7 protein-coding genes are annotated in these 7,537 nt (G+C 53.0%); 5 read left to right on the top strand and 2 right to left on the bottom strand.

Annotated elements, in window-relative coordinates; genetic code table 11:
* Both MHN01_RS10655 and MHN01_RS10650 read right to left on the bottom strand, forming a co-directional pair.
* Positions 1-393: response regulator (locus tag MHN01_RS10655; protein ID WP_239411338.1), on the bottom strand; the 393-nt coding region annotated here is incomplete at its 3' end.
* Positions 393-2,045, bottom strand: coding sequence for a sensor histidine kinase (locus MHN01_RS10650; protein WP_239411337.1), 1,653 nt, complete (start codon positions 2,043-2,045; stop codon positions 393-395). The genes MHN01_RS10650 and MHN01_RS10655, both read right to left, overlap by 1 nt.
* 197 nt (positions 2,046-2,242) lie before the next feature.
* Here MHN01_RS10650 and MHN01_RS10645 point away from each other — a divergent pair, with 197 nt between their 5' ends.
* From MHN01_RS10645 to MHN01_RS10625, 5 genes are all read left to right on the top strand, one after another.
* Positions 2,243-3,226 carry a tripartite tricarboxylate transporter substrate binding protein gene (locus MHN01_RS10645; protein WP_239411336.1) on the top strand — a complete coding sequence of 328 codons (984 nt, stop codon included), beginning with the start codon at positions 2,243-2,245 and terminating at the stop codon, positions 3,224-3,226.
* An 87-nt stretch (positions 3,227-3,313) separates the two neighbouring features.
* Positions 3,314-3,787 carry a tripartite tricarboxylate transporter TctB family protein gene (locus MHN01_RS10640; RefSeq protein WP_075762866.1) on the top strand — a complete coding sequence of 158 codons (474 nt, stop codon included), beginning with the start codon at positions 3,314-3,316 and terminating at the stop codon, positions 3,785-3,787.
* 4 nt (positions 3,788-3,791) lie between these two features.
* Positions 3,792-5,348 (top strand): tripartite tricarboxylate transporter permease, encoded by a 1,557-nt coding sequence (locus tag MHN01_RS10635; protein ID WP_239411335.1) that lies wholly within the window; start codon positions 3,792-3,794, stop codon positions 5,346-5,348.
* A 117-nt stretch (positions 5,349-5,465) separates the two neighbouring features.
* Positions 5,466-6,668, top strand: a complete 1,203-nt coding sequence (locus tag MHN01_RS10630; protein ID WP_239411334.1) for a CaiB/BaiF CoA-transferase family protein — start codon at positions 5,466-5,468, stop codon at positions 6,666-6,668.
* The gene (locus MHN01_RS10625; protein WP_239411333.1) at positions 6,665-7,498 is read left to right on the top strand and encodes a citryl-CoA lyase; all 834 of its coding nucleotides are present in this window, start codon (positions 6,665-6,667) and stop codon (positions 7,496-7,498) included. The genes MHN01_RS10630 and MHN01_RS10625 overlap by 4 nt, the downstream gene beginning before the upstream one ends.
* Positions 7,499-7,537 lie beyond the last annotated feature (39 nt).

Raw genomic sequence — 7,537 nt, 5'->3', positions numbered from 1 at the left:
TCTTTCAGCGAGCGTATCAAGGTGGCTTGAATAGTTGCCTAGCGATGCCTGCAGGCGTTCAAACACCACGGGGTTGAGGATATAGTCGAAAATCCCGCTGTGCATGGCAGTGCGCAGGGTATCGACCTCCTTGGCTGCGGTCACCAGTATGACATCGGTGCTGCTGCCGCTGGCTCGTAATTCGCGGAGCAGTTCCAAACCGGTTCCCGTCGGAAATTGGTTATCAAGCAGCAGCAACTGAGGCTTGAGGACCTCGACCAGATCACGGGCCTCATCCAGTCCGTGGGCAATGCCGATAATCTCGAATCCTTCAATTTTATCGACAAATCGTCGCTGGATCTCGGCAATTTGCTGGTCATCTTCAGCAATGACGACAGTGATCGGTGTTCCCATTATACGTCCTCTTTTCCATGTTCAGTTGCGGGTTCCCGGAATGCTTTCGGCAGGTAGACGGTAAACCGGCTGCCTTCGTTCTCGGCTGGCTCTACAGTGATCATGCCGCCCAAATGATCGACGAGGTTTCTTACCAGATCGAGGCCAATTCCGTGGCCTTGCGTATTTTTGGTGGTATAGCCGCGGGTAAATATTTTGTCAGCCTCGTCTGCCGTCAGTCCTGCTCCCTGATCATTGACTTCGAAAATCAGCTCTTTGCCAAAATCAGACAGGCTAAGGCTGACTGTGCCCCCCTTGCCATGGTGCGCCAGTGTTGCCTCAAGGGCGTTGTCGATCAGATTGCCTAAAATACTGACCAACTGCTCGCGGGGTAGTTGTTCGGGCAGGGCTGACATCTGGCTGTCTTCATCAATATATACCTCAAGTCCCAGCTCTTTGGCCCGGTTGTATTTGCCGAGCAGGCAACCGGCCAGAATACTGTCTGAAGTTACCTTCATTAGATGTTGAATAAAGGCCTGATGGCTGGAGGTTTCCTGGCCGATCACTGCCAGCGCTTCGTCTTTGGCATCTATCTGGATCAGTCCGGCAATCGTGTGAAGTTTGTTGTTGTACTCGTGTGACTGGCTGCGCAGGCTTTCGGCGTATTGCTGAATACGGGTGAGCTTACGGCTGACCATGTCGAGCTCATTCTTAAGGCGAAAGCTCGATACAACGCCGGTGACCACGCCGTCTTGCAACAAGGGGATCCGGTTGGCGATGAGGTTATGATCATGTAACCACACTTCCTGATCGAACTGCGGTTCGCCTTTTTCCAGCACGTCGAGCATGCCGCTATCCGGCAATACATCCTGGATATGACGACCTATATATTGCTGCTCTTCGGGGAGCTTAAGCGTTTTGATGGCGGCATGGTTAAAGGTGGTGATATGACCATCGTGGTTGATGGCAACAATCCCCTCTCGTACGGTTTCCAGGGTGGCATTTCGCTCACGGAACAGGCGGCCTATTTGCTCCGGTTCGAGGTTGAAAATGGCCTTCTTGAAGTGGTTGGCGAACAAGATGGCCATGACCACGCTAAACAAGAAAGCAATGGTGATAGCAACGAGCATAGAGACTCTGTGGTGGCCGACAATGGTATCGACGGTATCCAGCATATAGCCGACAGAAACGATCCCGATGATAGTCGTTCCATCCTGCTCGAATATCGGGGCTTTCCCCCTCATTGACCAGCCTATACTGCCTTTGGCCTTCGATACGTATGCCTTGCCGTGGATAAGCGCTGGTTCGTTGGTATCACCGTCATCGTCAGCCATCGATTTGCCGATACGAGCAGGAGAAGGGTGAGCAAGGCGAATACCGTTTTTATCACCAAAGACAACGAATCGAGCCTTGGTCGATTCAGCCAGTCGGAGACTCAGTGGTTGCAAAAATGTTGTGTTCTTTTCGGTGATGGCCTGAATGACATCCGGTGACGATGCAATGGACTGCGCGACACGCATTGCCTGCTGGCCAATTTGCTCATCCAGAACGTTATCGAGGTAGCGAATGGTGAAATGCCCCAGCACACCGGTCTGAAGTATTGCGATTATACCTAGAATCAACACCATACGTGTTTTTAGCCGAAGATGGCGTAATGACAGAAACTGCGTCATGGTAACTGGTGATATCCTTCCACCCATATTCCTTGTTACAGGCAGTGTACCTTTCTTGGCGTCTGGGTGCTGTGAACATTATGAACAAAATTACCAATAAGGACCTTATTCACATTAATTTTACAATCTTTTAATAAATCGGGCGCGGGCATAACGTTAATGGTGAAGGAACAAATCACTATTAATGAGGAACCATTATGCTAACTCAGTTTATTACCCGTAAGCGTGTATCCGTATTAGCAGCTGTCATTGCGTCGGCAATGAGTGTAGGGACAGCACAGGCAGACGTTGATTCCATTCACTTCCTGGTACCTGGTGGTGCCGGCGGTGGCTGGGATAGTACCGCTCGCGGGACCGGCGAAGCGCTGGCAAAGTCAGAGCTGGTAGATAAGGTTTCATACGAAAATATGTCTGGCGGTGGTGGCGGTAAGGCTATTGCCTACCTGATCAAGACTGCCGAGCAGTCGCAAGATACCCTGATGGTGAACTCGACGCCGATTGTGATCCGCTCTCTTTCCAAAGTTTTCCCACAATCGTTCCGAGATCTTACGCCAATAGCTGCCACTATCGGTGATTATGCCGCGTTTGTGGTGCCTAAAGACTCAAAATATCAGTCCTTTACCCAACTGGCAGAAGACTACAAGAAGAACCCGCGCTCGGTGTCGGTAGCAGGTGGCTCATCGCGTGGTGGTATGGACCACTTGGTTGCCGCGCTGGCATTCAAGGCGGCAGGTGGCGAGCCGCGCAAGGTGAAATACCTCGCCTATGATGCTGGTGGCAAGGCCATGGCCGGTTTGCTGTCAGGTGAAACACAGGTGTTGTCGACGGGGCTTAGCGAAGCACTGAGCCTGGCAGAAGCCGGTGAAGTGCGGATCCTGGCGATGACAGGTGAAGAGCGCTCGAAAGTCGCCCCGGATGTTCCGACACTGAAGGAGCTGGGTTATGACGCCTCATTCGTTAACTGGCGTGGCTTCTTTGGCTCACCAGAGCTAAGTGACGAGCAGGCTGCCGAATATGCTCAGGTGTTAGAAAACATGTATGACACCAACGAGTGGGCTTCGGTACGTGATCGCTATGGCTGGACCGAAATCTTTAAGCCTCGTGAAGAATTTGAAGCCTTCCTTGTACAGCAGGAAAAAGAAATCGGTGGCCTGATGAAAGAGCTAGGCTTCCTAAACTAATTGCCGTAGCGCAGTGAGGCTTTTGCCCCTGCGCTTTTTTTCTTCCTAACTTCTCCATTTCTATCTGTTCACTGTGAGGGATCACCCATGACAGTAACCAAAGATCATATCGGTGGTTTGGTATTTCTATGCTTTTCCGTTGCATACGGCTTTTATGCCAATCAAATTGCCTTGTTTCCCGGCGATGAATACGAACCGTTTCATGCCAAAACCCTGCCGACGGCGCTGGCTGTGCTGGGCATCTTGTTCTCTATCCTGCAGCTGGCTACTGCAAGCAAAGATAGCAAGGACCGACTGAGTCTGTTCGGGTATGACTTCGTACTGGTCGCCAAGTTACTGGTTTTGATGGTGCTGTTTGCGATCTCTTTGGAATGGCTGGGCTTTATGATATCGACAGCCTTGTTTCTGGGCGGCGGTTACTGGCTGCTTGGCGAGCGGCGGCCCAAGACTCTATTTCTGGCGTCTGTGCCCTTTGCCGTGGGTTTTTGGTTTGTCCTAACTCAGCTGCTTGATATTTATCTGGCGCCCGGACGCTTCTTTAACACTTTCATCGGAGGGTAAGACAATGTTTGATGGAATGATGTCAGGGCTGACAACAGCAGTTATGCCCTTCAATCTGCTGATGGTGATCGTCGGATGTTTTGCCGGAACCTTCATCGGTATGCTGCCTGGGTTGGGGCCGATATCAGCGATTGCGCTGATGATCCCGATCACCTACGGGCTTGACCCTTCTTCCGGTATTATTTTGATGGCCGGGGTGTATTACGGTGCGATTTTCGGTGGCTCTACCTCGTCGATCCTGATTAATGCACCGGGCTGTGCCAGTACCGTGGTTACCGCGTTTGACGGCTATCCGCTGGCGCAGAAGAAGCAGGCCGGTAAGGCGTTGGCACTGGCAGCCTATTCGTCGTTTACCGGCGGGACAATTGGCGCACTGGTTTTGCTCTTTGCCGCACCGGCGCTGGCCAAGGTGTCACTGAGCTTTCAGTCGAGTGACTATTTTGCCTTGATGATATTGGGTCTGACGGCAGTGGCAGCCTTCTCCGGCAAGGGGCAGGTACTGAAAGCGCTGATGATGACAGTATTCGGCCTGATGATTGCCACCGTCGGGATCGATGTGATGTCCGGCATCCCACGCTTTACTTTCGATAATGTGGATTTGATTGACGGCATCAGCTTCTTGTTGCTGGCTATGGCGACCTTTGCCCTGACGGAAGTGGTGATGACGGTTCTTCGTGGCGAGCACAAGCAGGAAGAGCCACAGATGGACATGGACTCTCTTGGCAGCATGAAGCTGAGCAAAGAGGAAGTGAAGCATGTCGCGCCGACGGTTGGGCGTTCGTCTTTCTTCGGTTTTCTGGTTGGTGTACTGCCGGGAGCCGGGGCAACGATCGCTTCTTTCCTAAGCTATGGGATGGAGCGGAATCTGGCCTCGAAGGAAGAAAAGGCCAAGTTCGGTAAAGGAGCCCTGCGCGGCCTGGCAGCGCCGGAGTCGGCAAATAATGCCGCCTCGACTGGCTCATTCGTGCCATTGCTGACACTGGGTATTCCGGGCTCGGGGACAACGGCCATCATGCTCGGCGCCCTTATCGCCTACGGTATTCAGCCGGGACCACGCCTGTTTGTCGATAATCCGGATGTGTTCTGGTCGGTGATTATTTCGATGTATTTCGGCAACATTGTGCTGTTGATCCTTAATTTGCCGTTAATTCCGTACATCTCACGTTTGCTGGTGATCCCTCGGCCTATTTTGATCCCGTTGATCTTGTTCTTCTCGATAACGGGTGTGTATCTGGTGAGTTTCAATACCTTTGATATTCAGATGATGGTGATTATTACCGTTATTGCTACCTTCCTTAAGCTGTTGCACTTCCCGATGGCGCCAATGCTACTGGGCTTTATTCTTGGCGATATTCTGGAGAAGAACCTGAGTCGCTCGCTGACTCTCTCTGATGGTAGCTATGCCTTCCTGTGGGAGCGTCCGCTAACGCTGACCATCATGATCTGTGCAGTGCTAGCACTCTTGATGCCTTTGTTCTCGATGTGGCGGGAGAAACGTCGGCAGGTTAATACGGCAGATGCCACTGAAGCTGCCGATGAGGAAATGGAGATCAGCAAGTAATTTGACTCTTATCCTTCACGCTTAGTTTCTAACATCCACTTATTCACAGTGATAACACCCGGCCGGCTGGCAATCAGCAGGCCCGGTGTTAGCTGTTCGGAATTCAGGAGAGCAGGGATGCTAACACCCCTCAAACAATATCGTGTACTCGATTTAACCAATGTATTGGCCGGGCCATTTTGTGGCCATCAATTGGCTCATATGGGAGCCGAGGTGATCAAGGTCGAGGTTCCCGGTTGCGGGGATCTGGCGCGCCAACTGGGCGCAGAGCCTTCTCTTAACAAGAGTAAAATGGGGATTTCCTTTCTGGCCCAGAATGTCGGTAAGCAGTCGCTGACCCTTAACCTCAAATCTGACCAAGGCAAGGCGTTGCTAAAAAGGCTTGTCAGGGAGGCTGATGTGCTCATCGAAAACTTCAGGCCTGGCGTGATGGACCGGCTTGGGTTGGGTTATGAGGTTCTGAGAGAGGAAAACCCAAAACTGGTGTATTGCGCTATCTCAGGTTACGGCGCTGACGGGCCGATGAAGCATCTGCCTGCCTATGATCAGATCATCCAGGGGATGTCGGGAGTCATGAGTATTACCGGTGATCCGGCCAATGCCCCTTATCGGGTGGGTTATCCCATCGCTGATACCATTGGCGGAATGACGGCGGCTTTTTCGGTTTGTGCCGCGCTGGCCGGACGGGAGAGCTCGGGAGAAGGATGTTTTATAGATGTCTCGATGCTTGAGTCAACCCTGGTCACTATGGGGTGGGCAGTTTCTAATTACCTGGTTGCAGACCGGGCACCCGAGCCGATGGGTAACAACAACGTCACTTCCAGCCCGTCCGGTACCTTCCGTACCGGAGATGGCTTGCTGAATCTGGCAGCCAACAAGCAGGAGCAGTTTGAGGCCGTCTGTCGGCTGATAGGACAGCCAGAGCTGGTAACTGACTCGCGTTTTGCCGATCGCCAGGCACGGCTGGAACACCGTCGGGCTCTGACTGACATCATTGAGGCTGCCTTTGCCAAAGACTCGGCAGCAAGTTGGGAGGAGAAGCTTAATCAGGCAGGGGTACCGGCAGGCCGGGTGCTGAGTGTGCCGCAGGCCCTTGATTTAGAACAAGTCGCCGGAAGAGATTTTACCGGCTGTTTTCATGATGTGCCCGGGGTGAACAAGGATGTACGTTACGTCCGGACCGGCTTTAAGGTCAATGGCGAGCGTCCTGCTGTTTCACTGCCACCTCCGCGTCTTGGGGAGCATACCGATCAGTGTCTGAGGGCGCTTGGCCTGAGCCAAGAGGAGATTGAGCAATTCAGGGAGGAGGGAGTGTTATGAGCATAGAGCGTCCAGAATCAGGGTTGGGCCGCGAAGTCAGCGACTGGTGGAAAACCGACATTATTGATATGTCGCCCGGCAAGATCCGCTATCATGGATACCCGATTGAACAGCTGATCGGAAAGACCAGCTTTGCCCAAATGATTTGGTTGATGGTGCGGGGTGAGCGGCCGTCAGCCGAGCAGGCGGCACTGCTTGATGCGGCCTTGATGGCAGCGGTCGATCATGGCCCGCAGGCCCCGAGTATTGCCATTGCCAGAATGGCCGCGACCTGTGGTGTAGATCTCAATAATGCGATGGCATCGGCGGTGAATGTGCTGGGGGATGTACATGGTGGTGCTGGCGAGCAGGCCGTCGGCTTGTATTCTGCTATCGCCGAGCGCTGCCACTCGGGAGTTGTGTTAGAGCAGGCCGTTGAACAGGAACTGATCCGGTTTACCGAACTACATGGCAAGTTTATCCCCGGCTTTGGCCATCGTTTCCATCCGGTGGATCCTCGGGCTCCGGCATTGCTGGAACTGGTAACTCATGCTGCTGAAGCGGGAACCGTATCGGGCCAGTATGCTGAAATAGCCCTTGTAATTGAGCACTACCTGGCAGAAAAGAAAGGCAAGCGAATTCCGATGAACATCGACGGCGCGACGGCAGTAATCTATGCTGAGCTGGGTTTTCCGGCACCGCTTGCCCGTGGTCTGTTTTGCTTATCCCGTTCTGTGGGGATCCTGGCTCATGCGTGGGAGCAGACAGGACAGGGAGGCAGAAACAAAGGGCCGATCCCGCGGCACCTGCTTTGGAGCTACGAGGGGCATCCGCCAAGAGATGTGGAGTAGCCTACAGTGTTGAGTGAGGCTAGAGGGATAAGTGATTAC

The organism is Photobacterium sp. OFAV2-7 (assembly GCF_022347985.1).
Lineage (GTDB): Bacteria > Pseudomonadota > Gammaproteobacteria > Enterobacterales > Vibrionaceae > Photobacterium.
Note: the sequence above shows the minus strand (reverse complement) of the source record. Positions and strands in the feature narration are given on the sequence as shown.

What these genes read in the sequence shown, in the direction of transcription:
- MHN01_RS10645 (WP_239411336.1), top strand. Translation starts at nt 2,243, where the DNA reads ATGCTAACTCAGTTTATTACCCGTAAGCGTGTATCCGTATTAGCAGCT.
- MHN01_RS10630 (WP_239411334.1), top strand. Translation starts at nt 5,466, where the DNA reads ATGCTAACACCCCTCAAACAATATCGTGTACTCGATTTAACCAATGTA.
- MHN01_RS10625 (WP_239411333.1), top strand. Translation starts at nt 6,665, where the DNA reads ATGAGCATAGAGCGTCCAGAATCAGGGTTGGGCCGCGAAGTCAGCGAC.
- MHN01_RS10640 (WP_075762866.1), top strand. Translation starts at nt 3,314, where the DNA reads ATGACAGTAACCAAAGATCATATCGGTGGTTTGGTATTTCTATGCTTT.
- MHN01_RS10650 (WP_239411337.1), bottom strand. Translation starts at nt 2,045, where the DNA reads ATGACGCAGTTTCTGTCATTACGCCATCTTCGGCTAAAAACACGTATG.
- MHN01_RS10635 (WP_239411335.1), top strand. Translation starts at nt 3,792, where the DNA reads ATGTTTGATGGAATGATGTCAGGGCTGACAACAGCAGTTATGCCCTTC.